This window comes from Streptomyces sp. NPDC004667 (genome assembly GCF_040609475.1).
Lineage (GTDB): Bacteria > Actinomycetota > Actinomycetes > Streptomycetales > Streptomycetaceae > Streptomyces.
In genome coordinates this window covers 1-24,350 of sequence record NZ_JBEXKC010000094.1, presented here as the reverse complement: position 1 = coordinate 24,350, position 24,350 = coordinate 1, and the positions used below count along the sequence as shown (strand labels likewise).

Sequence of the window (24,350 nt, the reverse complement as noted above, 5' to 3'; positions counted from 1 at the left end):
TGCCCATCGGTTTGACCTCGGAGCCGGGGACGCGGGGGCCGCACCCCGGTGGTCCCGGTCCCGGTGCCGGGTGGCCGGACGGCACCGCGGGCACCACCGGGGCGTCGGGCGGGTCCATCGGCCAGGGCGACGCACCGGCCGCCCCGGAAGGCCAGGGCGACACCACCGGACCGGACGCCACGGAACCGGACCCCACCGGACCGGGCCCCACCGGACCGAACGGCACGGAACCGGAAAGCCGCGGGCCGGACGGCGCCGGCATCGGGTGCGCGGCGGGAGCCGCCGCCGTCCGGGGCGCGGGACGGGTGGGGGCCGCCTCGTGGGGCGGGGGGACCTCAGGGGTCGCGTAGGGGCGGGCGAGTCGGCGGTCGGCGGACTCGGGCGCCCTCTCGTCGGGGTGTGGGGACACGATCGTCTCCCGGCACGGTCGGGGGCCGGTGCGGCGGTGCGGTACCGGCCCCCGTCCCGCCGGTCAGGCCCCGCGCCGCCGGGCGGCCGGGGCCGTTCCCGCTCCCGCGGCAGGCGCGGTGGCGCCGCCGAACGGGTGCGGGACCGTCGTGTCCGCGCAGGTCGGCGCGGTACCCGCGCCCGGAGTGCCGGACCCGTCGGCCACCGCGCCCCGGGCGGGCGAACCGCCGGGGGCGGCCGGCGGGGGCGTGGAGCGGACGGACATCGACATTCCAGGTATCTCCGAAGTGCGGCTCATGTGGTGCCTCTTGAGCGGACTCTTTCCGTCCGGGGGTGCTCCGGTCAAGCCGGATGTCCGATCCGCCCCATCCTTCCCTTGTGCGCGGGACGGGCCCGACTCCCCGGTTCCGCCGTCCGGTTGTCCGCGCCCTCCGGCACGCCGGCGTCCGGGCCGGGCCCCCGGCGGCCGTCCCGTCCCCGGCGGAGCGAGAACGCCACCGTCCCCGCGGCCGCCGCCATCAGGGCGGCTCCGCCCAACGGGGCGGCCGGCACGGCGATCCCGTCCACGGCGAGCCCGCCGACGAGCGCGCCCGCCGCGATCGCGAAGTTGAACATGGCCACCATCAGGGCGGACGCGGCCTCGGCAGCATGCGGCGCCGCCTTGAGCATCCAGCCCTGCAGGCTGACCGACACCCCGCCGTACGCCAGCCCCCACAGCAGCAGCAGCCCGGTCCCGGCGACGGCCCCCGGCAGCAGGGCGATCAGCGTCAGTACCGCCCCCAGGGTGGCGCTGACGGCCAGCAGCGTACGACGGGCGTCACGCGGGCCGGCCAGGAAGTTGCCCGCGACCCCCGCGAGGCCGTAGCCGAGCAGCAGGGTGCTGACGTAGGAGGCGTCGATGCCCGAGACCTCCCGCAGGACGGGGCGGACGAAGGTGTACGCGGCGAACTGGCCGGTCACCACCAGGAAGGTGACGATCACCCCGGCCCGGACCTCCCGGTCGCGGCGCAGCAGGACGGGCAGTTCGCGCGCGGTGACGCGGCGGGCGGCGGGCAGGGGCGGCAACAGCAGGAGCAGGGCAGTCGCGGTGACGGCTCCGAGGACACCGACCGCCGCGAAGGCGGCCCGCCAGCCGCCGAGTTCGCCGAGCAGGGTCCCGGCGGGAACGCCGAGCACCGAGGCGGTGGGAACTCCGCCGAAGATCAGGGCCGTGGCCCGGGGGACGTGGTGCGCGGGCACCAGCCGGACCGCGAGACCGCCCGCGATGGCCCAGAACCCGCCGACGGCGACGCCGACGAGCAGGCGGGAGGCCAGCACCACGGCGAAGTCCGGGGCGAGGGCGGCGACGAGGTTGGCGACGGCCATCAGCGCGACCAGGACGCACAGCACGTGGCGCCGGTCGAGGCGGGCCGCCCCGACGGCCACGAGGGGCGCGCAGAAGCCCGCGACGACCCCGGGGACGGTGACCATGAGGCCCGCCGTTCCCTCGGAGACGCCGAGGGCGGCGCCGACCGGGGTGAGCAGTCCGATGGGCAGCAGCTCGGAGGTGATCAGGCAGAAGATCCCCAGGGAGACGGCCGACACGGCCGCCCATCCCCTGCGGGGCTCGGATGCGGGGCCGGGCTCTCGGCCCGGCTCGGGAACACTGGACGCGGCGGGTTCGGTCATGCTCGGCACTCCGTACGGCAGAAGGCGGGCGGACGGGTGAACGGGGCACGGCGGCACCAGGCTCCGGGGGTCGCGCCTCCCCCGCCGCCCGCACTGCCGTGCCGTGCCGATCGCGTTCGTGCCCCATTCTGCGACCGTCCGCGCCGGGTGCGGCCTCCCCATGAAGAATCGATTCGGCAACGGGGTGGCCCGCCCGCTCCGGTGCCCGCGCCCCCGGGTGGTTTCACCCGGACGCGTGAGCCGTGGAACCGGGCCGCCCCGGACTACGGCATGGTGGTCGGATGCAGTTACGCCGGGCCGCCCTGCCCCTCTCCCTCCTGGCACTCCTCGCGAGCGCCGGGTGCGTCGGCGTGACCCCGGAGTCCGGCGGTCCCGGCCCGGCGCGCGGCTCCGTCCCGCCCGTCGACGCCCCCGACGCGGCCCGGGGACCCGTCGGCTCCCCCGCCCGCCGGGCCGCCGAAGTGCCTCCGGGCGGGTCCCTGCCGTTGCCGCTGGGCGAGATCCCCGAGGCGGATCCGACGCCCTCCCCGGCCGGGCCGGAGCCCGAGCCCCCGCGCACGGTCCACCGGCCCGCCGAGCGGCCCGTGAAGCCGGCGGCACCCCGGCACGTACGGCCGCTGGGGCCCGCGCCGCCGCACGTGCCCCGGCCGGCGGCGCCGCGGACGCCGCGCGGGGAGGAGCTGTGCGCCGCGGCGGAGGGCTCGCTCCCGCCGTCGGTCGTCGACCTGTGCGTGCGCCAGTACGGGCGCTGACGCGGACCCGCCTCCCGCGGACGGGCCCCCACCAGGGGGTTCACCCGGGCTCCCCGGGGAGACTTGACCCTCACACCGTGTCAGGCCGTCCACTGGAGCACGTCATGTTCAGCATCGGAGATTTCGCCAAGCACGGCCGGGTGTCGGTCCGTATGTTGCGTCACTACGACGCCCTCGGACTGCTGCGTCCCGCACGTGTCGACCCCGTGACCGGCTACCGGTCCTACGAGGCCGGGCAGCTCGCCCGCCTCAACCGCGTCATCGCGCTCAAGGAGCTCGGCTTCAGCCTGGAACAGGTGGGGACGATCCTCGACGCGAAGGTGGGCGCGGAGGAGCTGCGCGGGATGCTGCGGCTGCGCCGCGCGGAGCTGGAGAGCGCCGCGGCCGAGGCAGCCGCCCGGCTCGCGCAGGTCGAGACGAGGCTCCGGTCCATCGAGAACGAGGGAACCATGCCCACCGAAGAGATCGTCGTGAAGAGCCTGCCGCCGGTCCGCCTGGCGGAACTGACCGGGGTCGCCGCCAGCTACGCCCCGCAGGACATCGGGCCGGTCATCGGCCCGTTGTACGAGGACCTGTGCTCCCGGATCGAGCGCGCCGGGGTGGTCCCGACGGGTCCGGGCCTGGCCCACTACGAGCCCGCTCCCGGCGGCGAGCCGGGATCCGTGCTGGTGCACGCCGGGCTCCCGGTCGCCGCGGCCGTCCGTGCCGAGGACCTGGGCGGCGGGGTGCGGATCGTCGAACTGCCCGGGGTCGAGCGGGCGGCGACCGTGGTGCACCGCGGCTCGATGGAAGGCGTGCTGCCGACGGCGCAGGCCCTGGCCCGGTGGATCGACGCGAACGGCCACCGCTCGTCCGGATACGCGCGCGAGCTGAACCTGGACTGCCCCGAGGACCGGGACCGGTGGGTCACCGAACTCCAGGAGCCGCTGCTGCCCTGACCCGCGGGCGGGGCCGGGTTGACCTTGCCGCAGGCGGCAGGGTCGCACGATGACCGGCATGAACAGCACGAGCAGCACCAGCACGGTCGGCGCCGGCCAGGGCACGGTCGGCGCGCACCGCCCCGAGGACCCCTCCGGAAGGGTCGTCGCCGTCACGGGGGCCGGCAGCGGCATAGGCCGGGCCACGGCCCGCGCCTTCGCCGCCGCGGGCGCCCGCGTCGTGGCCGTCGGACGGCGGGCCGAACCGCTCCGGGAGACCGCGGCCGGGCACGACCGGATCACCGCGCTGCCCCTCGACATCACCGACGGGGACGCGCCCGAACGGCTCGCGCGGGCCGTGTCCGGCCGCTACGGCCGCCTCGACGTGCTGGTCAACAACGCCGGCATCGTACGCGGCGGGGCCCTCGGCACGCTGACACCTGAGCTGATCACCGCGCAGCTCTCGACCAACCTCGTCGCCCCCGTCCTGCTGACGCAGGCCGTGCTGCCGTTGCTGGAGGCGTCGGGCGGGGTGATCGTCAACGTCAGCACGTCGGTGGGACAGCGGGCCTGGCCCGGCAACTCGGTCTACGCTGCGACCAAGACCGCCCTGGAACTGCTCACCCGCAGTTGGGCGGTGGAGCTGGCACCGCGCGGGATCCGGGTGGTGGCGGTCGCCCCGGGCGCGATCGACACCCCCATCGGCGAGCACCAGGGGCTGACACCGGAGCGCAGGGCCGCGGTGCGGGAGTGGCAGCTGGCGCACACCCCGCTGGGCCGGATCGGCCGTCCCGGGGAGGTAGCCTGGGCCATCACCCAACTCGCCGCACCGGCGGCGTCGTTCGTCACCGGAGTGGTGCTCCCGGTCGACGGCGGTGCGGTGGTGGCGTGAGGGAAGCGGCGCGGAGGGCGGGGGACGTGCGGATCGGCGAGCTGGCGGGGGCGACCGGGACGACCGCCCGCGCGCTGCGGCACTACGAGCAGGCCGGGCTGATCGCCTCCGAGCGGGCCCCCAACGGCTACCGCGTCTACGACGAGCGGGCCGTGGTGCGGGTCCGCAACATCCGCCGCCTGCTGGCCGCCGGGCTCACGCTGGACGACGTACGCGTGTTCCTGCCCTGCCTCGACGGGGACGTGGCAGCCGCGCCGCCCTCGGACAAGGGCCTGCGGGTGGCGCTGGACCGTCTCGCCGTCCTCGAGCGGCGCATCGCGGCCCAGACCGAGGCCCGCGACCGGCTGGCGGCCGCGCTCCGCGCGGTGACCGGCGACCGGATCGGCCCGGCCGCCTGACCCCGCCGGCGTCGGCGTCGGCGTCCGCCACCGCTCAGGCTGCCGGGCGGCGCCGGCCACGGGCTTCGGCGCAGCGGCGGGCCGTTTCCCGGCGGACGGTCCGCAGCCGTCGCACCGTGTCGTGGCCGCGGCGGCGCCATTCGGCGCCCGGCAGCCCGGCGCGCCGGCCGCCTCCGCTGATCAGGGCGTTGACCGGGGCGTGCGGGTCGGCGGCCATCCCCTTGGCCACGAGCACGCCCACGACGAGCGGCACCAGGGCCACGGCCAGCGCGGAGCCCGCCGCGCCCACCTGCCGCAGGCGGGGGTGGGTCGCGGGGGCGGGGTCGGGGTCGGGGGCGGTCGCCGATGTCATGCCGTCATTCCAGCAGCGGCGTCGCGGCGGGGAATCGGTGCGCATACTCAGGCCGTTCCGCACCATGTACTCAGAAAGGGGTGGTGCGGGGTGCCGGACGCGGAGCGGGAGCGGGGCTTCGAGCCCGCGAGCGGCGACGGCCCGGAGGCCGAGGGCGGCCCGGCGCGGGCGGCGGAGCTGCGCACCGCGTACGAGGGGCTGCTGCGGATCCGGCGCCTGCTCGTCGGCCGGGAGGACGTGCCCGCGCCGTGGGAGCTGCGGCTGATGCCGCGCGCGGTGGCGCTGGTGCTGGAGGCGGCCGGGTTCCCGCCGTCGGCGGTGGACACCGGGGGGCGGCGCTGCCGGTCGGGCTACCGGGTGGCGCCGGCCGCGGACGGCCCGGGCCGGGCCGAGGTGAGCTGGCCCGGGCCGCCCGGGGGCGGGGCGGCGCAGGAGGAGCGGGAGCGGCTGACGGCCTGCGCGGCGGAGCTGGAACGACACGGCTGGGAATGCCTGCTGTACCGGGGCCCGCGGGGCCGGCGCTTCCTGGAGGTGGAGCCCGCGCACCGGCCCCCGGACGGCGGCGGAAGTCGACCTGGAGGCGGCCCCGCGCGGCGCGGTGACGGCCTCGCGGAGGGGTGAAGGCGCCGCCGGAGAAGCAGGCGGCCGCGGAGAGGTCCCCGCCGCGCTCCGGGGTGACGGCAAGGGAACCCGGGCAAGGGGACCCGCCTCCGCCCGGTCACCGGCCGCCGGCGCGAGGGGGCACACGCGGAGGGGCGCGGACCCCGACGGGTCCGCGCCCCCTGCCGTCGCGACCGTACCGGTGCTACGGCGCGCCGAAGGTCAGCGTCAGCCGCGGCGTCCCCTCGTTCGCGGCGGCTTCCGAGGACCACAGCCACAGCGCGTCCGTCCCGGCGCTGGTGAGCGCCAGGCCGTAGGAGCCGCCGAGCGCGCCCGCGACGGCCGCCGTGTCCAGTCCGGCGGTGTGGACCGCCGACCCGTCGGGGACTCCGGGGAAGGCGCCGAGCGCCGTGGCGCCCAGGCCCGGGCGGTTGTTGTACGTGGTCCCGGCCTCCGACCACGCTCCGGTCACCGGGACCACCGAGACGGTGTCCGTGGTCCCGGCACCCGCCATGGTGCTCGTCTTCACGCTCAGCGCGGCCGACTTGAGCACCGTCCCGGCGGGGGCGGCGGGCAGGCCGAAGCGCAGGTAGCTCGCGTACAGGGAGGTCCCGCGCACCGCCAGGGAACCGGAGGTGCCGTAATTGCCGTCCGGGGCGCCCGCGTTGGCGTACGTGTCCTCGGAAGCGGTGACCTGGACGACCGTGTCGGCCGGGGCGGAGGCGAGGGCGTAGTGGTTCTGCACCTGTGCCGCGCTCAGGACGCCCGGGTAGACGGCGGTCTCGTCGATCAGACCCGCGAAGTGCTCGCTCGTGGGGCGGTCCGGCCAGCCGCCGAGGCCGTCGAAGCCGACCCGCCAGTAGCCGGTGAAGTTCTCGTGCGTGGTGACGTTCAGCGTGCCCTTCTGCGCGCCGTCCACGTACAGGGTCATCCCGCCGGGGCCCTGGGTGGCGACGACGTGGTGCCACTTGTCGTCGTTGTAGGAGGCGGCGGTGGTGATGGTGCGGGTGGCGCCGGTGTAGACGCCGTAGACCAGCCGCCCGTCATCGGTCATGTAGACGTGCTTGTCGTACTGACTGCTGCCGTTGATCTGCTGGTTGCCGAAGCCGACCAGTTTCCCGCCCTGGGTGGTGCCCGTCCTGAACCAGGTCTCGATGCTGTAGGTGCTGCCGACGCTCTGCCGGCGGTCCCCGTAGACATGGGCGTTCGTGCCGTTGAAGCCGATCGCCGTGCTCGCGCCGCCGACCGCCCCCGGGGACTGGCGCAGTGCCGGGGCGTTCTGGTGCACGCCCGCCTGGTTGCCGTCGGAGGAGTCCGCGACGTACGGCAGGGACGATTCGTCGTAGCGCCAGTAGAGCTGGGCGCCGTCCGCGCGGACCTGGCTCGGGTACGCGTCCGCCGACGTCGGGACGGTCACGCTCGCGGTGCCCGAGGGGGCGCTGACGTTCCCCGCGGCGTCCGTCGCCGTGACCCGGTAGGCGTAGGACTGGCCGGCCTGGGCGGTGGTGTCGGTCCAGGAGGCCTGCGGGCGCTTGAAGAACAGCGAGTCCGCGGTGACGGTGCCGATCGGGGTGGCCGCGCCGTTGCGGTAGATCCGGTACGTCAGGGCGCTGTCGTCCAGGTCGAGGCTGGTGCGCCAGCGCACCTGGACCTCGCCGGGCCGGAAGGCCGCCGCGCTCGCCACGGGGGTGGTGGGCGCGCCCGTGTCGTCGGTGGAGGAGAAGTGCGTCAGGCTCTGCTGCGCCGCGCCGTTGACGGTGGTGAACTCGCCGCCGACCCAGAGGTAGGGCGTGGCGGCCTTCGCGCCGACGGTCATCACGCGCGGGCCGATGCCCTCGCCGATGCCGTCGTTGGTGTCGGGTGCCCAGCCCAGCTTGCCGACGCTGGTGGTCGGCTGGGCGAGGAGGTGGTGGCGCTGGCCGTCGGGGTACTCCCCGACGCTGGAGCAGTCGTGCGCGTGCGAGGCGCTGTAGAGCACGCCCCGGTAGGGCAGCACGGCCTGGGTGGCGCCCAGGCAGGTGTCGCGCCAGCGCTGGTTGAAGTCGGACAGGTTCAGGGCGATGCGGCCGTCGAAGACGCCGCCGCCGGTGCCTTCGTTGGCGGTGTAGAAGCCGGTGGCGTCGGTGGCGATGTCCTTGACCACGGAGTTGGTCTCGATGAAGCCCGGGTAGGTCTTGGCGAGGGCTCCGCTGGTGGCGTCGACGACGGCCAGGGCGTGGGTGTTCATCCCGTTGACGGTGAAGAAGTCCCCACCGAGCAAAACGTTTCTGCCGTCCGGGGTGACCTCCACGGCGCGGCCCGGGTCGTCGGCGTCGGCCCTGAAGGGGCGCAACGCTCCGTCGGCCGCGCCGACCGCCGCGAAGCGCTGGCGGGGCTGACCGGCGACGGTGAGGAAGTCGCCGCCCGCGTACACGGTGTCGTCGGTGACGGCGATGGCGCGGACGGTGGCCGCGAAGGCCGGGCGGAAGGACTGGTTCACGGTGCAGGTCGCCACGTCGATGGCGGCCATGCTGGAGACCGGGGTGCCGTTGACCGCGCCGAAGTAGCCGCCCGCGTAGAGCGTCTTCTTGTCCGGGGAGAGGGTGAGCGCGCGGACGGTGGCGGTGCCGCTGCCGATGGTGAACGACAGCTCGCAGGAGCCGGGGGCGCCGGTCGCGGCGTCGAAGGCCGCGAAGTTCACCGCCGACCGCTCGGCGCCCCCGCCGCCCGCGGGCGGGCGCACGGTGGAGAAGGTGCCGCCGGCGAAGACCGTGCCGCCGGCCTCGGCCAGGGCCCAGACGACCCCGTTGGGCTGCCAGGTGGGCAGCGGATCGGCGGTGAAGGCGACGGGCGGGGTGACGGCCGCCGCCCGCGGGACGAGGCCGAGGCCTACGGCCGCGCCGGAGCCGGCCAGGGACAGGGCGAGAGCGGATGCCAGCCCTCTGGATCTACGCATGGACCCCCCAGATCGGTGTGCGTGGGTACTGCGCTGCGCGTGCGCCGCGCGGGAGGCGCGGCACACCGACGTACGGCCGGTCCCGGCGGACGGGCGACGGCCGTGCGTACGGGCGCACCCTAGGACGAATCGGCGTACCGGTCATCCGACTTGACCCATCGGATGCCGAACCGAACGGGGGGCCGGGCCGCTCGGGGTGCTGCGGCCCGGCCTCCGGGATAGGGTGAAACAGGACGTCCAGGCCCCGGGACCGCCCGTAGGAGGACACGGATCCCCCGCGAGGCCCGACACACGGCCGCGCCGACCGAGCGCGCCGCCGAGGCGTCCGCTCATCGACCCGATGCTTTCCCAGCCGAGGAGGGAACGCATGAATCGGCACGCTCGCTACGCACTGCTCACCCCGCTCCTGGTGTCCGCCGTCGCCATGCCGTCCACGATGGCCCGTGCGGCGTCGGCGTCGGCGCCCGCTGCGGTCCCCCAGGCGACCTGCGCGCTGGTGGCGGCTCCCAACACCAATCCCCAGGAGTTCGACCTCACGCTGACCGGCTTCAGGGCCAACCAGAGCGTCAGGGTCACCGGCCCGGAGAAGTTCACCCTCACCACCGACGGGCAGGGTGCCGCCACGAACGAGGACGTCAAGAAGGGCACGTACAACGCGACGGTCCAGGGGAACAACCAGGGCAAGAAGACCATCACCTGCACCAAGCCGGCACGGACGACCACCACGGCGGTGCACATCACGGACGTGGACGTGTCGGCTCCGGCGACCAGTCCCGAGGTGGACTGCTCGGTGGCCCAGAACGTCACCTTCACGGGCAAGATCTCGGGTACCGGCACCGGTGACGTCGAGGTCTCCTGGACGGGCAGCAACAAGTCGAGTTCACCGACGGTCAAGTTCACCGCCCCGGACACCGCGGCGGCCCCCTTCACCGTGAAGTCCACCGCCCGCTCCGCTCCGTCGACGACCCCGCCCCAGGTCTTCGCCCAGCTCACCGCCGGCAAGGCGTCGGACTCGGCGTCCTTCAAGCTCAAGTGCAAGGCCGGTACCTGAGCGCACCGTGCGTGGCCTAGCCTTCCCGCATGATCTTCGCGAACGGACCCGTCCAGCTGGTGATCTTCGACTGCGACGGGGTGCTCGTCGACAGCGAGCGCATCGCCGCCCGCGTACAGGTGGCCCTCGGTGAGCGGCTCGGCTGGCCGCTCACCGAGGACGAGGTGGTGCGCCGCTTCATAGGCCGCTCCAGCGCCTCCGTACGCGAACAGGTGGCCGCCCGGCTCGGGGACGCGACGGCCCGCGAGTGGGACGACTCCTTCGCCCGCATGCACGCCGAGGCCGTGGACGCGGGCCTCACCCCGGTCGACGGCCTGCCCGAGGCGCTCGACCGGATCACCCTGCGGACCTGCGTCGCCTCCAGCGGCTCCCACGAGAAGATGCGGCACACCCTGGGCCGCACCGGCCTCTACGACCGTTTCGCGGGCCGCATCCACAGCGCCACCGAGGTGCCGCTCGGCAAGCCGGCCCCGGACCTGTTCCTGCACGCCGCCGCCCGCATGGGGGTGGACCCGTCGGCCTGCGTCGTCGTCGAGGACAGCCGGCCGGGCGTCGAGGCGGCCCGCGCGGCCGGCATGCGCTCCCTGGGCTACGCGGGCGGCCTGACCCCCGCCGAGGCCCTGGCGGGACCGGGCACGACGGTCTTCACCGACATGCGCGAACTGCCCGGCCTGCTGGGGCGGGTGTGACCGCGCGGCGGTGCCGTCCGGGGGCCGGGGCCCCCGGACGGGGTGCGGTCAGGCGGCCGGGAGGGCCCGGCACAGGAGGGCCGCCGGGGAAGGGCGGGAGCCGACGCGCGTGGTGAAGGCGATGCCCGCCGCGTACTCGGTCGCCAGGCACTGCCCCTTGTAGTGTCCGGAGGCGAAGTCGCCGCCGCCCGCGCCGGCCGGCCGGTTGTCCCCGCGGTCGAACCAGACGGTGCGCCCGCCGGCCGTCGGCAGCGCGGTGCGGGCCGGGGCGCACAGGGCCGCCGAGACCCGCTCGCCCCGCTCGCTGTACCCGATGAGGAACTGCCCGGCCGGGCACTGGAACTTGGTGTAGCCGCCGGCCCAGTCGCCGCCCGCCGGGACGTACGTCTCGTCACGGACCACCGTCTGGCCGCCGGACGCGGCGCGCAGGTCCGAGGTGGAGCACAGGCCGTACCCGCCCGTGTGGCTCAGGCCCGCCAGGCGGGCGCCGTCGGGGCAGACCGCCTTGCGGGCGCCGACGTCCCAGTCCCCGGCGGCGCGGGTGCGCAGCGAGGCGACGTGGTCGCGGTGGGAGGTGTCCAGCTGGTACCAGGCGGGGGCGGCGGGGACCGGCCCGGTGCGGCCGGGGGCGGTGGCGAGGGCCGTCCAGGGGGCGGTGCGCCAGTCGGCGGCGTCGAGGACCCCGGTGCGGCGGCCGGCGGCGTCGTAGCGGAGCATCGCCCAGCTGTCGCCGCCCGGGGCACCCTGAGCGGTGGTGCTCCAGCCGACGAGGGGCCAGTAGGCGAAGTCGGCGTCGGAGGCGGCGAGTTCGCCGGTGAAGTTCTGGAACCAGGCGCGCGGGGCGGCTCCGGTCTCGTCCGCGCCGATTCCGAACTCGCTGATCCACACGGGGGCGGTGAAGTGGGTGCCCGTCTCGGCGGAGACGAAGAAGGCCTGGTCGTAGAGGGTCTGCCGGAGTTGGGCGGGGGTCATGTCCTGGTAGCGGGCGTCGTGGGTCTCGCCGAGGCCCGTCGCGCCGCTGTGGTGCGGGCCGGTGTACCCGTAGAAGTGGGCGGAGTACACCAGCTTGTCGGAGACCACGAGGGTGTGGGAGAGGGTGCGGACGGGCGTGAGGGTGGGCCGGCCGTGCGCGAAGCCGTCGAGGGGGATGCCGGTCCAGTTGATGCCCTCGATGACGATGAGCAGGTTCGGGTTGGCCTCGGTCAGGATCCGGTCGGCGGCCTCCTGCGAGGCGGCCTGCCAGTCGTGGGAGTCGCCCAGGCCCCAGTTGGGGTCGTCCCAGGTGTCGCGGCGGACCTCGTTGTAGAGGTCGGCGCCGACCACGCGCGGGTTGTCGCGGTAGCGGCGGGCCAGGAAGACCCAGTCGTCGGCCCATTGGGCGGTGGAACGGCCGCTGTTCCACCGCTCGTTGCCGTCGAGGCCGCAGCACCAGCGGGTGGTGCCGGTGTGGTTGTTCAGGATGACGGCGAACCCGGCCTCGGTGAGGGCGCTCACGACGGCGTCGTAGACCTGGAGCGGGGTGCGGCCGCGCAGGGCCGGGTTGGCGGCCACGGCGGAGTCCGGGACGGGGGCGGCCGTGTGCAGCATCTCGTTGGAGAAGGGCAGCCGGACGCTGTTGAGCCCGAGCGCGCGGAAGTCGGCGAGCAGGGCGGGCAGCGCGACCCGGTCCAGGCCGAGCGGTATGCCGTGCGAGTCCTGGCCCGCGTGGTGGGTGGCCGGGTCGTTCCGGTCGCCGGAGCCGTTCCAGGAGCCCTGGGCACCGTCCCAGTTGCCCGAGCGCAGGCGGAAGCGCTCGCCCCGGGCGTCCACTATGTAGCGGCCCCGGGTGGAGAGCGGGGGCGTCCAGGCGGCGTCGGCGGCCGCGGGGGGCGCGGCCGACGGCTCGGACGGGGGCGCGGGGGCGGCGACGGCGGGAAGGGCCCCGCCCGCCAGGAGCAGCACGCTCAGCACCACCCGTAGAAGGCTCTTCATGTCGGCTCCCGCCGGCTCCGGCCGCCCCGGTTCCGGGCGGCTGCGGCGCACAAGTTACCGGCCGGTCGCCTCACAGGGAAGGCTTCGGCGGCCTGCTCCGGGGCCCGCGAGCCGTCAACCCGGGCGGGTGCGCGCCACCCCTCCCCACGGGCCCGGCCCGGCAAAACCGCCCCGCGCGGGCCCGCCTCCCCCTACGGTGCACCCAGGGGACGGGCGCGCGTACCGGAGGGTGGGGCTGATGGACGACGAAGAAGACATGCGGCTGGCGAGGATGACGCCGGAGATCTCCCGCCGCACCCTCGCGATGCTGCGCGGGCTCGCCGGGCTGGAGCCCCCGGAGCAGGTACCGGAGGAGGCCATGGTCGTCGCGGACGCGATCCTCGCCGAGCACGGCACCGACGGGCTGCGCGTGCTGGTGATGACGCTGGCCGCCTGGGCGACCGCGCAGATCGAGAACGTCGCGGAGCTGAGCCGGCGCAGCCACGAGGCGGTGCTCGACGCGATGGAGCTGGCCTGTCTGGAGGCCAACGCCGAGGAATAGCCGCCGGACTCCACCGGAAGGGTTTCCTCCGGCGGGTCGTGGGCGACGCTCGGGACAGGGGTCCGCCACCTCGGGTGGGTGGAGGGCGACCGACCGTACCGGCCGCCGCGGCACCGGGCCGCGGCATGCCGTGATCCGGGCCGGGGTCGGCGACACTGGGGAGACCAGCAGGTTGCGGGGGGTCGTGATCGGAGGCTGTCGTGAGCACACCTTCCCCCATCCGCATCGCCGCCGTCCTGTCCGCCGAGCACCGCGGGCGGCTGATGTCCCACGCGCGCGAGGTCAATTTCCCCGAGGGCGCGCGGCTCTTCGACGAGGGCGTCCCGGCGCGGTCCTTCTGGATCGTCCGCTCGGGCACGGTGACCCTGGAGATCCCCCTGCCCGGCCGCGGCCGGCCGGCTCCCGTCGAGAGCCTGGGCCCCGGGGAGCTCGTGGGCTGGTCCTGGCTGTTCCCCCCGTACGTGTGGCAGCTGAGCGCCGAGGCGATGACCCCGGTACGCGCCTACGAGTTCGACGGCGAGACCGTGCGGCTGCTCATGGACGCCGACCCGGCCTTCGGCTCGGCCGTCGGGCACTGGGTCGGACGGGTCCTCGCGGTACGTCTCCACCAGACCCGGACCCGGCTGCTGGACCTCTACGCCCCCCGCACGGGGGCCACCCGCTGACCGGCCCACGCTCCGCGAGCGCCCTGCCAACCCCTTTCCGGGGGGTGTGTTCAGCCGATTCGGCGGTCCGCTCCCCCACAGGTCACGATGGGTGCCGTCGCTGCGGACTGCACACATGCGCTCACGATCGGTGACGAGAAACTGCGGTACGAACGGGCGTTCACGCTCCGGATCGGCAAGACTCCCGTCCGTTATCCGAAACACCGAGCCGAGGAGTGTTCGAAATGCGGTCCATCACCAGGAGCCTGGGACTGGCTTCCGGAGCAATGGCGCTCACCGCCCTCACCGCGCTGGCCGGCACCGGAGCCGCCGACGCGGCTCCGTCCGGTGCGCAGAGCATGTACGCGCCGTCCGCGCTCGTGGTCAGCGTGACGGCCGGACCGGACGCCGCCCGCGGTACGGTGCTGCGCGCGGTGACGCTGGTGTGCGCGCCCCGGCCGGGCGGCACCCACCCCGCCCCCGCCGCCGCCTGCTCCGAGCTGAAGGCGAACGGCCCCGCCCTGGACGCCCTCACCGCGCCCCGGGCCAACGTCAGGTGCACCAGGGAGTGGGACCCGGTGACCGTCACCGCCGACGGCGTGTGGCAGGGGCGCCGGCTGAGCTACACGTACACCTTCGCCAACCCGTGCGGCCTGCACGCCAGCACCGGAGTGCTGTTCGGCATCTGAGCCCCGGGTCCCGGCCGGGCCCCCTCCCCCCGGTGCGCCGGGCGGCGCCGTGCGACCGCCGTCCGGCCCCGCGCCGCGGCGGCCCGGCCCTCAGCCCAGTTCGAGACTGGTGACCCCGTACAGTCCGGCCGTCTCCACATCGGGCGCCGGGCCGGTGTACATACGGGCCGTCTCGAACGACGGGAGCAGCCCGAGCCCGGCCAGCAGGGTGGCCGCGGCGGGGTTCACGTCGGGCGCGTCCACCGCGACCTCCCCTCCGGGGGCGTACCCGGCGAGCCCCCGCACCAGGGCGGCGGCCACCTCCGGGGTGGCCGCGTAGAGCGGACCGATCCGAGAGGCCGCCCCGCACGGCCGGACCACGCCGAGGCCCTCGATCCGCCCGTCACGGACGGCCGCGAGGGCGGTCCGGCCGGGCAGGGCGGTCCAGGCGGAGAGGAACGCGTCCCGGGGCGCCGGGAAGAACCGGCGGTCGTAGGCGGCGAGCACGTCGAACGGCAGCGAGGCCGCGTCGACGGTCCGCACGGAGCCGTCCTCCCCGCCGGCGTCCGGGACCCCCTCGAAGCGGATGTTCGTCCAGGCGGAACGGAACCCGGACTTGCGGTAGTTGGCCTGCTGCTCCACCACCCCGTCGAGGCCGGTGAGCCGACCGGCCAGCCGCTCCGTCGCCGCGTTCCACACCCGCAGGCCGTACCCCCGGCCGCGCAGGTCGGGGCGGACGATGTAGAAGCCGATGAACCCGTGCGAGGTGCCGTAGCGCACGGCGGAGACGCAGGCCACCGGATCCCCGTCGAGGCGTCCGATGAGGAAGCCCTCCGGATCGGCCACCGCGAAGGCGAAACGGTCGCTGTCGCCCGGGTTCCAGCCTTCCGCCTCGGCCCAGCCGCGCAGCAGTTCCATGTCGGCGGCGCTCGCGCCGCCGATCTCGAATCCCGTCATGTCCGGTGTTGTACCAGACCGCGGGGGGCGCCGCAGCAGGGCCTGACCGGCCGTCAGGATCCCGTCCGGCGCCGGCCGGGGACCGGCCCGCTCGCGGACAAATGCGGTCGCGGGCCGCGACGGTGCCCGCGTAGGGTCGGCGCATGGGGAAGCCGCTCGTCGCAGTGTTCAGTGGGGCAGGGATGTCCACCGATTCCGGGATCCCGGACTATCGGGGGCCGCAGGGTCTGTGGAGGCGTGAGCCCGACGCCGAGAAGCTCGTGACCTACGAGTACTACATGGCCGATCCGGAGATCCGCCGGCGCTCCTGGCTGATGCGCGCCGAGATCTGGGCCGCCGCGCCCCGGCCCAACGCCGCGCACCTGGCCGTCGCCGAGCTGGAACGCGGCGGCACCCCGGTGCGGGTGGTCACGCAGAACGTGGACGGGCTGCACCAGCTCGCCGGAATGCCGGCGCGCAAGGTGTTCGAGCTGCACGGGTCGGCCCGGTCGGTGGTCTGCACCGGCTGCCGTGCCCGGACGGGGCTGGAGGAGGCGCTGGCCCGGGTCTCCGCCGGGGAGCCGGATCCGGCCTGCCTGGCGTGCGGCGGGATCCTGAAGACGGCGACCGTGATGTTCGGGGAACGGCTCGATCCGGAGGTCCTGGCGCAGGCCGTGGCCGTGGCCAAGGGCTGCCGGGTCTTCATCGCCGTCGGTACGACCCTCCAGGTCCAGCCCGCCGCCTCGCTGGCCGGGATGGCGGCGGAGGCGGGGGCCCGTCTGATCATCGTGAACGCGGAGGAGACCCCGTACGACGCTCTGGCCGACGAGATCGTCCGGGAACCGATCGGCACCGCCCTCCCGGCCCTGCTGACCCGCATCGCGGCGGGCTGAGGCGGCGGGCTGAGGCGGCCGCCCCGGCGGCCCGCCAGGAGTTCAGCCCCCGTCGGCGGCCCGGCGCATGGCGCTCGCGTCGAGTTTCTTCATCTTCATCATCACGGCGGTGGCGCGGGCCGCGCGGGCCGGGTCCGGGTCGGCCACCAGGTCGATGACACCGGGCGGGATGACCTGCCAGGACACGCCGAAGCGGTCCTTGACCCAGCCGCAGGCCCCCTCCTCGCCGCCGTCCTTCGTCAGGGCGTCCCAGTAGTAGTCGGCCTCCGCCTCGTCCCGGCAGTGGATCTGGAAGGAGATGGCCTCGGTGAAGGGGAACTGGGGGCCGCCGTTGAGGCCGATGAACTTCTGGCCGTTGATCTCGAACTCGACGACCATCACGTCACCGGGCCGGCCCGGCCCGGCCTCGTTGTAGCGGGCGGTCCGGCCGCGCCGGCCGTCCTTGAAGACCGACAGGTAGTGGTCGGCGGCGGCCTCCGCGTCGCCGTCGAACCACAGGCACGTGGTGAAACCGGTACTGGCCATGACTGCCTCCCTGCGAGGGGGTGGGGTGCGGCGGCTGCCGTACCCCACCTACAGACGGGTCCCGCGCCCCGAACTCGTCGGTGGGCGCGGGACCCGTCCGCACTTTCACCCGTGCGGGCTACATCCCGAGCATCCGGTCCACGACGCGCGCGGTGGCGTCGCCGTCGTCCAGGTCGCAGAACTCGGCGCGGAACGCCGCACGCGCCCCCGCGTACTCGGCGCCCACCGCGTCGGCGTCGCGCACGGCGGCGATCAGGCTCGGCGAGTCCGCCAGGAGCGGACCGGGGGCCTTGGCCTCCAGGTCGAAGGTGAAGCCGCGCAGCGTGTCGCGGTAGTGCTCCAGGTCGTACGTGAACAGCAGGATCGGGCGGTCGGTCAGCGCGAAGTCGAAGAGCGCGGAGGAGTAGTCCGAGATCAGCACGTCGGCGACGAGCAGCAGGTCGGTGGTGTCGGGCCAGCGGGAGACGTCGACGACGAAACCGTCGCGCACGCCCTCGCGGACCTGTTCGCCCACCTTGTGGTGGCCGCGCACCAGCAGGACGTGGTCCTCGCCGAGCTCGCGGCGGGCCGCGTCCAGGTCGATCCTCAGGTCGAGCTTGTACCCGCCGGTCCAGCCGAGGCGGTTCTCGCGCCAGGTGGGCAGGTAGAGGACGACCTTCTTGCCGTCCGGCAGGCCGAGTCTGCGTCTGACCTCGGCGATCCGTGCCGCGTCGGGGCGCACCAGGGCGTCGGTGCGCGGGCTGCCGGCCTCGATGACCTCGCCCTGGTAGCCGAGGGCCCGCTTGAGGATGGGCGTGGCGTACGAGCTGGGGGAGGCGAGCAGCGACCACTGGGCGCTGTCGTGCCGCAGCCCCTCCAGCACCTCGGGGCTGGTGTAGTAGTCGTGCGTGAAGTCGTAGCCGACCTGCTTCAGCGGCGTCCCGTGCCAGGTCTGCACGACGGTCTGGCCGGGGCGGCGGGAGAAGGTCTGCGGAACGCTGTCGTTGACGACGTAGTAGCGGGCGCGGGCCAGCACGTCCCAGGCCTCCATGCTGCCGTACTGGACGGCGCGCGCGGTCGGCGGGACCTCGGCGCGGCCGTCGCGCACCAGCCAGACGTGTTCGAGCTTCTCGCCGCGGCGCAGCAGCTCCTCGTGGACGGCGCGCGGCGAGTCACCGGCGCCGTTCCCCTTGAAGGTGTCGTAGACGACCATGTCCTTGACCGGCAGCGCGCGCTGCGCGGGGTAGGTCACGTCGCGGGCGACGCGCTGGGCGTAGTGCGAGCGGTCGTGCGGGCTCAGGACCGGGTCGCAGACCAGCGCCATCCGGTCGTGCAGGCGGGCTTCGACGCGCATGCGGCGGCCGAGGACGGTGAGGGCGTGCGGCCCGGAGGTCAGGACGGGGGGCACGAGCTGGACGGGCGCGCCGCGGTCGACGCCGAGCAGGCCGGCGGTGGATCCGCCCCGGTCCACCGGGCGCAGCGTGGGCCACCAGCGGCCCTGCGGGAGGCTGGTGCGGCCGGCGAAGGGCTCGGGGAGCACGGGCTCGAAGGAGGCCTCGAAGCGGTCGCCGTCCCGGGTGACGGGGTAGCTGAACTCCATGCCGTACTGGTTGTGCAGGACGAGTTCGTACGGTTCGTCGGCGGTGCTGGCGGGCGCGCGGAAGGTGCCCCCGAGGGTGAGGACGCCCTCCTGGGCGGTGACCGTGTCGACCAGCGGCGGGGCGGCCTGGACGGAGAGGATCAGGTGGCCGCTCATACCGCGCTTGGCGAAGACGGTGCGCTCGGTGGGGTCGCCGGGGATCGGGGCGACCAGGCCGGTGAAGCCGCCGCGCTCGTCGTGGGCGAGGGGGTGGCGGGTTCCGTCGGCGCGGACCACGGAGAGGTTCCACGGCCGGGGACGCCATCCGCCGGCCGGTCCCGCGCCGTCGGGTACGTCGCCCAGGGCGGCGAGCGGCACGGTGACGGTGAAGGGGATCCGGCCGCCGGGACGGGCCGCGGAGGTGGTGAGCGGGAAGGTGAGGGTGGTACCGGCCTGCGTGGCCTGCAGGGTGGCGTCGGGGCCGGCCTCGGCGGCGAGTTCGCCGGTCAGTTCCAGGGCGTCGTCGCCGGTGGCGCGGACGTCCAGGACCCGGGCGCGGACGATCTCGACCTGGACGGTGAGGACGCCGGAGACGGTCGGCAGGATGCGGACGTCGGGGGTGGCCCAGTACGCGGGCGGGGTGAGTCCGCTGTCGTGTTCGCCGCCCTTGAGACGGGCGCGGTGCAGGCCTCCGGCGCCGGTGACGGCGATGGAGGTGGACCATATGCCCTCGCGCCACTTGCCGCCCGACTGGAAGACGGTGGGGTCGACGACGGCGCTGAAGCCCGCCCAGTCCGCGTGCCGCAGGGCGAGGTGCGGGCTGTTGACGGTGGCCATCGGGGAGGCGACGGTGCGGGTGTTGACGACGGTGCGCCGGCGCTTGCCGTTCTCGCGGAAGATCAGCATCTTGCGGGAGCCGAGGCGGCTCTCCGCTCCCATGTGGCCGGGCAGGGCGTAGCCGCGCAGCAGCAGTTTGCCGTCGCTCCAGGCGACCTGCTCCACCCGGCTCACGACGCGGCGCTCGCGCGGGCCGAGGGTGAGCAGCTTGGCCGGGACGGGCGCCTTGAGGAAGGGGTAGTCGGCCTGCGGGCGGGCCAGTCCCTTCACCGGGACGCTGTAGGTGAAGTCCTTCTGGTGCTGGACGAGGGCGATGAACTCCTCGACGCGGCCCTCGCGGGCCAGGTAGGCCTTGAGCCGGTCGGCGACGGTGAGGTCGTTCCAGGGCTCGGTGCCGATCTCCCGGATGAGGCCGCCGACCTCCTTGACGAAGGCGGCGCGGAACTCGGGACCGGCTTCGCCGACGTACTTGTAGATGAGGGGGAGTTCCTCGCTCAGCACGTTGCGGTCGTAGTCGCGCAGGTAGCGGGCGTACTTCTCGCCCTGCTTGCCGAGGAGGGCCTCGCGGACCAGGCGGACGGAGGTCACGCGGTCGGTGAGGGAGACCGGGTCGGTGGCGCGCTGGGTGATGGAGCGCTCGCCGGTCTCGCGGACCCGCCAGTGGTAGACGACGTCGCCGATCACGTCGACGCTCTTGGCGAAGTAGTGGGCGGGGATGCTGACGGGGGCGTCCTCGTAGAGGATGCCCTCCGGGTACGCGAAGCCGTGCTCTTCCCAGAAGCTGCGCCGGTAGACCTTGTTCCACGCGGTGCGGTCGGTGACCAGCGCCGGGAACTTGGAGATGTGGGTCTTCAGCCGGGTGTTCGCGAATGCGATCCGGTGGCCCCAGGACTGCTGCATGCCGACGGAGCGGAAGCGGCGGACGTTGCCGCCCGCGAAGTCGGAGCCGGTCTGGTCGAGGGCCGCGATCAGCTTCTCGTAGGCCTGCGGCGGCATGGTGTCGTCGCTGTCCACGAAGGCCACGTACTCGGTGCCTTCGGCAAGGTGCCGGAAGCCTACGTTCCGGGCGGCGCCGAGACCCGCGTTCTTCTGGAGGACCACCCGGAACCGTTGGTCACGCTCCGCGAAGTTCTTCGCGATGACGGCGCTCGCGTCCGTGGACCCGTCGTCGACGATCACGACCTCGAAGTCGTCGAACGTCTGGGCTGCGAGGGACTCCAGGCACTCGTCGAGGTAGAGCTCGACGTTGTAGACAGGTACGACGATGCTCAGGCGCGGGGGCATGGGTGGCGGGTTCTCCAGCGTTTTTTGCTTTGTCGATGAGTTAATGATCAGCTGATTACAGCATCTTACTCTGTAACAGGATGATAAAGTCCGCCCATCCCGGACATATCAGTGGGGCCGCCGGGGCGGACGGCAAAGAATTCGACCGCCCGCCACCGCGCCGTCACGGCCCCCTCGGGTGCCTCAGATCTCCAGCTCGGCCTCGATCTTCCTCAGCTGGTGCCGCGCCATCGCGAGATTGGCCCGTCCCCGGTCGAGGGCGAGGTAGAGGAAGAAGCCGCTGGAGCCCCTCGCCTTCATCAGCCGGATCAGGTGGTACTGGCTGCCGAGAGTGATCAGGATGTCCTCGATCTCGTCCTGCAGACCGAGCATCTCCATCGTGCGGACCTTCGCCCGGACCACGTCCGTGTTGCCGGCGGCGGCGACCGATAGGTCCAGATCCTTGCTGCCTCCGATCGTGCCGAGGGCCATGCCGCTGCCGTAGTCGACGAGGGCGGCGCCGAGCGCCCCGTCGATGGTGGTGGTGGCTTCCTTGAGGGCGGTTTCCACGTTGGCCATGGGGGTTCCTCTTTCTGCTGTCGCTTGTTCGCTGTACGGGTGGTACTGATGTGCTGTCGTTTGCCAAGAGAGAAGTAGGTCAGGCGAACGGACCCGCGGGGCCGAGGGCCGGCGGCGTTCCCGGGCCCCGTCGGCCGAGGCTGTGGTCGATCAGCTCGGTGATGCGCAGGCTGGAGCGGCGGGCTTCCAGGTGGAGCCGGCCGACGTTGACGCGCGGCTCCGCGATCAGGGTCAGGACGGCCGTGTCACCGGCGGCGTAGGTGGCCACGTACCCGTTCTCCCCGCGCACGAGGAGCTCGCGGAAGCCGCCCTGACCGGTGCAGTCGCTGAGCCGCTGGGCGACGCCCAGGGCGGCCGCGGTCAGCGCGGCGACGGACTCGGCCTCGGTGGCGGCGCTGTCCTGGGCGAGCACCAGTCCGTCGGCGCTCGCGGCCAGGGCTCCGGTGAGCTGGGGAACCCGGGCCCGCAGCCGCCGGAGCTCGGCGAGTATCTCGGCTTCGGCCTCGGCCGGCACCATCGCCGTGTTCATGTCGGCCTTCCTCCCTTCGAGCGGCCTCCGCTCGGAACGGTCGGCTCGCAGAACCGGTCGCAGCGGGAGCCTCACAGACTTGCCTCCAGTGCGTCGCGTAACCGGCGGAGCAGAGCCACGTCCGGGGATTGGGCCTCGGTGATCCAGTCGGGCAGTGGGGCGGCCGGCAGCGGGACCGGCCGGGTATGGGGAGTCTCGACGAGCCCGGCGGCCGCGAGTCTTCGTACGTCGAGCAGGGTGTGGAAGGCGGGCCGGCCCAGTACCCAGGCCAGGTCAGCGGGGGTGCGCACGCCGTCGGCCTGCCCCAGGAGGATCCGCTGCCGCGCGGTGACCGTCTGCCCGGGCGCGGCCTGCCGGGGCACCACCGGGGATATGTCGAGCAGCGGGTACGGCCACACCGCGTCCAGCAGCTCGCGGCGGCGTCGGGTCTCGCGCTCGACGGCCGCGGCCGGGACCGAGCGGACGGAGCCGATCCAGTGGGTGGCGCCGCGGCGGAACCGGGAGGGGCCGCTGCCCGGGGAGAGCGCGAAGAAGGCGGCGTCGAAGATCGCCGCGAGGTGGCAGATCTCCAGCTCGCCGTCCGCGAGGCCGCCGCTGTCCACGAGGAAGCGGGCGACCTGACGGCGGCCCCCGGCCTCGTCCACCGCCTCCTTCCAGCGCTCGGGGGCGAGGCCCCCGCCGGTGGTGAGCAGGACGTCGAGGCCGGGGGTGGAGGGACTCTCGGCATGGACGACGCGGCCGTCCTCCAGGAAGAGGGTCCCGCGGTCGCGGAGCAGGGCGCCGGTGGCGCGTTCGGCGGCGAGCCGGGTGAGCAGCGGGGAGACGGCGGTGGTCATCTGAGCACCAGCCCTTCGGCCAGCGCGCGGAGTCTGAGGCGGGCGAGGGCGAGGTTGCCGTCGGTCCGGTCGAGCCAGAGGTGGAGGAAGACGCTGCTGTCGAAGCTCGTCTCGACGAAGCGGAGCACGTGGTAGCCGGTGCGTGTGGTGACGATGAGGTCCTCGACGGGCGGTCCCGCCGCCGCGGGTCCGCCGACCGCGCCCGGCTCGCCCGGCGCGGGGGCGAACGACTCGTACTCGGCCGCCGCCCGGGCCAGCTCCGCCGTCTCGGCGGCGGTGGTCTCGTGGTCACCGACGGGCGACTCCCCCGCTGTGCCGAGGGCCAGTCCGCTGCTCCAGTCGACCAGCGCGGCCCCGCGCGCACCCGGCAGGGCCATGGCTTCGAGCAGGCATTCGTCGATCCCGGGCACGCGGGCTCCCCTCCCGGCCGCACGTGCTGAATGCACGGTCCTACGGCGCGACAAGAAGGGAACTTACTCAACTTCCACTCTGCGAAAAGGCGTTCTGGCATTTTCCGCTGGAACATGCGCGGTAGCACGTGACAGCTTGGCCGGATCGTGTTCGTTTCTGATCAAGAGTGTGATCAGGGGGCCGTTCCGGGATCGGATCACGACGTCGGCGGCAGATCCACGGCCGTCCCGAGGGACCCTCCGGCCCCCCTCAACGTACCCCTCGCGGCCCGGCGGGCGCAGGAAGTGGTACGGGGTCGGCGGCGCGATCCCGGTGGTCCGGCCGGGCCGCCCGGCGGGGAGGGGACGGGGCCCGCCCGCTCAGGCGGCGGGGGTCGGCGGCCCCTGCGGGAGCAGACGTTCCACCATGATCCCGAGGAGGGCCTCGACCGGGTGGGCGGCCGCGAGCGTGGGCAGGGTGAGGTCGTCCAGGTGCAGGCCGAGCATCGCGAAGTAGAGGAGCAGCACGCCTTCCCGGTCCCCCGGCAGTCCCGCGTCGAGGTGCCCGGCGATGTTGGCCTCCAGTTCGGCGCCGAGGAACCGCGCCAGTTCCTCCTGGAGTTCGGGCCTGCGGGTGGCCTCCAGCCGCAGCTCCAGCACGGCGATGTGGATGCTGCGCTCGCGGCGCATCCGTTCCAGGAGCCGGCGCAGCAGTACCTCCGTGTCCGGCGGGCCCGCGAGTTCGGCGGCTTCGGGGGCGAGCCGTTCGCGGGTGCGGTGGAGGATCTGCACCAGCAGCTGGCCCCGGTTGGCGAAGTAGTTGGAGGTGGTCCCGGTCGGTACCGCGGCCTCGGCGTCCACGGCGCGCAGGGTCAGCCCCCTGGAGCCCTCGCGCGCCAGGACTTCGATGGCGGCGTCGAGCAGGGCGGCTCGGCGTTGCGGGTTCTGTCGCATGCGCGGATCCCTGGGGTGTGGAGGGCGTGTGGACGGGGTGTGGACGGGCCTTCCCCAAAGCACTGCATACGCAGTGCTCAGCACACGCTAGCGGACCTTCGCGCTCCGGGCCCTCCCCACCGCGGCCCCGCCCGTGCAACCCTGCCCGTCATGGAGCGGATCATCGAGGAGATACGCGAGGACCTGGACCGCCGGATCGGGATCGCCGCGGACCGGCTCGCCGAGCGGACCCTGACCGAGGATCCCGCCTACGCCGCCCGGCTCGGGCGGGCCGAGCTGCGCGAGCGGATCCACCTCACCCTGACCCAGGCCGTCGACGGCCTGGTCCGCGGTGCCCGGGGGCTGCCGGCCGAGCTGGCCCACGCCCGCGCCACCGGCGCCCTGCGCGCCGAACAGGGGGTGCCGCTCGCCTCCTTGCGGCGGACCTACCGGCGCGGCGGGCGGCTGCTGTGGCAGAGCCTGACCGAGGATGGGTCATGTTGCCGAAGAACCGCAGCAGCAGGATCCGCTTCTCCCGCGGCGGAAGCCCCTCCAGCAGCGGCTTGAGGGACTCGCGGTACTCGAC

Annotated in this window: 24 protein-coding genes and 1 pseudogene; 11 read left to right on the top strand and 14 right to left on the bottom strand. The window is 74.3% G+C overall.

What is annotated here, in order from left to right:
* Positions 1-472: 472 nt before the first annotated feature.
* Together ABZW32_RS33595 and ABZW32_RS33590 are read right to left on the bottom strand one after the other, a co-directional pair.
* Positions 473-706, bottom strand: coding sequence for a hypothetical protein (locus ABZW32_RS33595; RefSeq protein ID WP_356223433.1), 234 nt, complete (start codon positions 704-706; stop codon positions 473-475).
* A 44-nt stretch (positions 707-750) separates the two neighbouring features.
* The gene (locus tag ABZW32_RS33590) at positions 751-2,076 is read right to left on the bottom strand and encodes an MFS transporter (RefSeq protein ID WP_356223431.1); all 1,326 of its coding nucleotides are present in this window, start codon (positions 2,074-2,076) and stop codon (positions 751-753) included.
* Positions 2,077-2,357: 281 nt separating this feature from the next.
* Here ABZW32_RS33590 and ABZW32_RS33585 point away from each other — a divergent pair, with 281 nt between their 5' ends.
* The 4 genes from ABZW32_RS33585 to ABZW32_RS33570 all read left to right on the top strand — a co-directional run bounded on the left by ABZW32_RS33585 (position 2,358) and on the right by ABZW32_RS33570 (position 5,035).
* Positions 2,358-2,828 (top strand): hypothetical protein, encoded by a 471-nt coding sequence (locus ABZW32_RS33585; RefSeq protein ID WP_356223428.1) that lies wholly within the window; start codon positions 2,358-2,360, stop codon positions 2,826-2,828.
* Positions 2,829-2,932: 104 nt separating this feature from the next.
* Positions 2,933-3,766 (top strand): MerR family transcriptional regulator, encoded by an 834-nt coding sequence (locus ABZW32_RS33580; RefSeq protein WP_356223436.1) that lies wholly within the window; start codon positions 2,933-2,935, stop codon positions 3,764-3,766.
* A 49-nt stretch (positions 3,767-3,815) separates the two neighbouring features.
* Positions 3,816-4,637 (top strand): SDR family oxidoreductase, encoded by an 822-nt coding sequence (locus ABZW32_RS33575; RefSeq protein ID WP_356223426.1) that lies wholly within the window; start codon positions 3,816-3,818, stop codon positions 4,635-4,637.
* A gap of 26 nt (positions 4,638-4,663) precedes the next feature.
* Entirely contained in the window at positions 4,664-5,035 is a 372-nt protein-coding gene (locus ABZW32_RS33570) for a MerR family transcriptional regulator (protein ID WP_356223423.1), read from the top strand.
* Positions 5,036-5,069: 34 nt separating this feature from the next.
* Here the strand turns inward: ABZW32_RS33570 and ABZW32_RS33565 are convergent, their stop codons facing one another.
* Entirely contained in the window at positions 5,070-5,387 is a 318-nt protein-coding gene (locus ABZW32_RS33565) for a hypothetical protein (RefSeq protein ID WP_356223421.1), read from the bottom strand.
* A gap of 90 nt (positions 5,388-5,477) precedes the next feature.
* Here ABZW32_RS33565 and ABZW32_RS33560 point away from each other — a divergent pair, with 90 nt between their 5' ends.
* Positions 5,478-6,008, top strand: a complete 531-nt coding sequence (locus ABZW32_RS33560; protein WP_356223418.1) for a hypothetical protein — start codon at positions 5,478-5,480, stop codon at positions 6,006-6,008.
* A 184-nt stretch (positions 6,009-6,192) separates the two neighbouring features.
* Here the strand turns inward: ABZW32_RS33560 and ABZW32_RS33555 are convergent, their stop codons facing one another.
* Positions 6,193-8,922: a DNRLRE domain-containing protein gene (locus ABZW32_RS33555; RefSeq protein ID WP_356223416.1), complete on the bottom strand. Its 2,730-nt coding sequence runs from the start codon at positions 8,920-8,922 to the stop codon at positions 6,193-6,195.
* A 367-nt stretch (positions 8,923-9,289) separates the two neighbouring features.
* Here ABZW32_RS33555 and ABZW32_RS33550 point away from each other — a divergent pair, with 367 nt between their 5' ends.
* Complete coding sequence (locus tag ABZW32_RS33550) at positions 9,290-9,973, top strand: hypothetical protein (protein WP_356223413.1); 684 nt, start codon at positions 9,290-9,292, stop codon at positions 9,971-9,973.
* Positions 9,974-10,002: 29 nt separating this feature from the next.
* On the top strand, positions 10,003-10,662 hold the full coding sequence (locus ABZW32_RS33545) for an HAD family hydrolase (protein ID WP_356223411.1): 660 nt from the start codon (positions 10,003-10,005) through the stop codon (positions 10,660-10,662).
* A 48-nt stretch (positions 10,663-10,710) separates the two neighbouring features.
* On the opposite strand, the gene ABZW32_RS33540 is transcribed toward ABZW32_RS33545, so the two are convergent.
* Complete coding sequence (locus ABZW32_RS33540; RefSeq protein ID WP_356223408.1) at positions 10,711-12,633, bottom strand: cellulase family glycosylhydrolase; 1,923 nt, start codon at positions 12,631-12,633, stop codon at positions 10,711-10,713.
* A 238-nt stretch (positions 12,634-12,871) separates the two neighbouring features.
* Between ABZW32_RS33540 and ABZW32_RS33535 the strand changes: the two genes are divergently transcribed.
* The 3 genes from ABZW32_RS33535 (at position 12,872) to ABZW32_RS33525 (ending at position 14,507) form a co-directional block, all read left to right on the top strand.
* Entirely contained in the window at positions 12,872-13,174 is a 303-nt protein-coding gene (locus ABZW32_RS33535) for a hypothetical protein (RefSeq protein ID WP_030231436.1), read from the top strand.
* A gap of 200 nt (positions 13,175-13,374) precedes the next feature.
* Positions 13,375-13,839 carry a Crp/Fnr family transcriptional regulator gene (locus ABZW32_RS33530; RefSeq protein WP_356223405.1) on the top strand — a complete coding sequence of 155 codons (465 nt, stop codon included), beginning with the start codon at positions 13,375-13,377 and terminating at the stop codon, positions 13,837-13,839.
* Between the two features lie 224 nt (positions 13,840-14,063).
* Entirely contained in the window at positions 14,064-14,507 is a 444-nt protein-coding gene (locus ABZW32_RS33525) for a subtilase-type protease inhibitor (protein WP_356223403.1), read from the top strand.
* A 90-nt stretch (positions 14,508-14,597) separates the two neighbouring features.
* Here ABZW32_RS33525 and ABZW32_RS33520 read toward each other — a convergent pair whose 3' ends face one another.
* On the bottom strand, positions 14,598-15,443 hold the full coding sequence (locus tag ABZW32_RS33520) for a GNAT family N-acetyltransferase (RefSeq protein WP_356223400.1): 846 nt from the start codon (positions 15,441-15,443) through the stop codon (positions 14,598-14,600).
* A 143-nt stretch (positions 15,444-15,586) separates the two neighbouring features.
* Between ABZW32_RS33520 and ABZW32_RS33515 the strand changes: the two genes are divergently transcribed.
* On the top strand, positions 15,587-16,315 hold the full coding sequence (locus tag ABZW32_RS33515) for a Sir2 family NAD-dependent protein deacetylase (RefSeq protein WP_356223397.1): 729 nt from the start codon (positions 15,587-15,589) through the stop codon (positions 16,313-16,315).
* A gap of 42 nt (positions 16,316-16,357) precedes the next feature.
* Here ABZW32_RS33515 and ABZW32_RS33510 read toward each other — a convergent pair whose 3' ends face one another.
* From ABZW32_RS33510 to ABZW32_RS33475, 8 genes and pseudogenes are all read right to left on the bottom strand, one after another.
* Entirely contained in the window at positions 16,358-16,840 is a 483-nt protein-coding gene (locus tag ABZW32_RS33510) for a VOC family protein (protein ID WP_356223394.1), read from the bottom strand.
* A 118-nt stretch (positions 16,841-16,958) separates the two neighbouring features.
* Complete coding sequence (locus tag ABZW32_RS33505; protein ID WP_356223392.1) at positions 16,959-20,519, bottom strand: bifunctional glycosyltransferase family 2 protein/CDP-glycerol:glycerophosphate glycerophosphotransferase; 3,561 nt, start codon at positions 20,517-20,519, stop codon at positions 16,959-16,961.
* 183 nt (positions 20,520-20,702) lie between these two features.
* Positions 20,703-21,077, bottom strand: coding sequence for a hypothetical protein (locus tag ABZW32_RS33500; protein ID WP_030231460.1), 375 nt, complete (start codon positions 21,075-21,077; stop codon positions 20,703-20,705).
* Between the two features lie 79 nt (positions 21,078-21,156).
* Positions 21,157-21,594: a roadblock/LC7 domain-containing protein gene (locus ABZW32_RS33495; protein WP_348540598.1), complete on the bottom strand. Its 438-nt coding sequence runs from the start codon at positions 21,592-21,594 to the stop codon at positions 21,157-21,159.
* A gap of 83 nt (positions 21,595-21,677) precedes the next feature.
* Entirely contained in the window at positions 21,678-22,442 is a 765-nt protein-coding gene (locus ABZW32_RS33490; protein WP_356223390.1) for a transcriptional regulator, read from the bottom strand.
* Positions 22,439-22,852 carry a hypothetical protein gene (locus ABZW32_RS33485; protein ID WP_266836806.1) on the bottom strand — a complete coding sequence of 138 codons (414 nt, stop codon included), beginning with the start codon at positions 22,850-22,852 and terminating at the stop codon, positions 22,439-22,441. Before ABZW32_RS33485 ends, ABZW32_RS33490 begins: the two co-directional genes overlap by 4 nt.
* A gap of 360 nt (positions 22,853-23,212) precedes the next feature.
* Positions 23,213-23,785 carry a TetR family transcriptional regulator gene (locus ABZW32_RS33480; protein ID WP_356223387.1) on the bottom strand — a complete coding sequence of 191 codons (573 nt, stop codon included), beginning with the start codon at positions 23,783-23,785 and terminating at the stop codon, positions 23,213-23,215.
* Positions 23,786-24,257: 472 nt separating this feature from the next.
* Positions 24,258-24,350 (bottom strand): annotated as a pseudogene (locus tag ABZW32_RS33475) (RNA polymerase sigma factor SigF); the annotation flags it as partial.